The 926-nt window shown below is 46.8% G+C and carries 1 protein-coding gene; it reads left to right on the top strand.

Going from position 1 to position 926, the window contains the following annotated elements; genetic code table 11:
- Positions 1-366 precede the first annotated feature (366 nt).
- Positions 367-642, top strand: coding sequence for a hypothetical protein (locus AB9F27_RS21885; protein WP_369754499.1), 276 nt, complete (start codon positions 367-369; stop codon positions 640-642).
- Positions 643-926: the final 284 nt, after the last annotated feature.

The raw sequence follows: 926 nt of genomic DNA, 5'->3' as shown, positions 1-926 counted from the left end.
CATCTCAAAGTTGGAACGCAAGCTCAAAACCTATGCGACCAAAAGCAAGCCAGGCAAAAGGATTGGCCCCATCAATAAAGGTTTCCCACTGTCTCGCTGTCTCAGCGTCTCACTGTCTCGGTAGTGTGGTGGAAAGATCACCTACAGCCAAGCTCATTTTTGCACCCCTGAACCCGTGAGAGGTTTGCCCTTGAGCTTTGGCCACATTGCTTTTCGCAAGGAATACCGTCGTGGTCAGCATCTGCACGTCAATATAGTGTCGCGCGAAAAGGTCTTGACCCAAATGTGAAAGCACACAACAGTATCGACATATCCAGAGGCCGCATTTTTTCGCTGGAATTTCTAATTGTTTTTGAAAGAGAAATCATGTCAGATGACTATCCCTTCGGCGCCGCGAATACGACACCACATATTCACCGTTATAAAGGTGGAGATTGCCACCTCAAGATCGCGACAGGCACAAAAGTCAAACGCTATGATCTGATAGAGGGCGGTAGCAGGGTAAAACAGACCCGGCTAGATGAAGCATACAATGTAGTTCGGGAAGTGTTTCCAGATGCTAGGAATGCAACGCGCGTTGGTTTGTTGGCCGCAATGAGCGGCTTGATCCGCGACTGCAAAAAACACTCAACAGAATACTAGAATTGTACTCGATGGAGGCTTGGATCAGGTGACTGCTTGACTTCGATTATCCCAAAATACTTGGCTTCCATTACCTCTCCCCTGCGAACCAGTTGCGAACCGGTTTTCCAATAAATCCCCGGAAATATACACTTAAAAACAATAGATTACAGAATAGGTTAGACCCTACCGTCGGAGCCAACAAACCCCTCTTTTTTAGTTAAAAACAACTAAAATAAGGGTTTTTGGCCGTTTATGAACCAGTTTGCGAACCGGTTGCGTACCAGTTCCGTCACAATCGAACC

This window comes from Falsihalocynthiibacter sp. CO-5D18 (assembly GCF_041205445.1).
GTDB lineage: Bacteria > Pseudomonadota > Alphaproteobacteria > Rhodobacterales > Rhodobacteraceae > Falsihalocynthiibacter > Falsihalocynthiibacter arcticus.
Note: the sequence above shows the minus strand (reverse complement) of the source record. Positions and strands in the feature narration are given on the sequence as shown.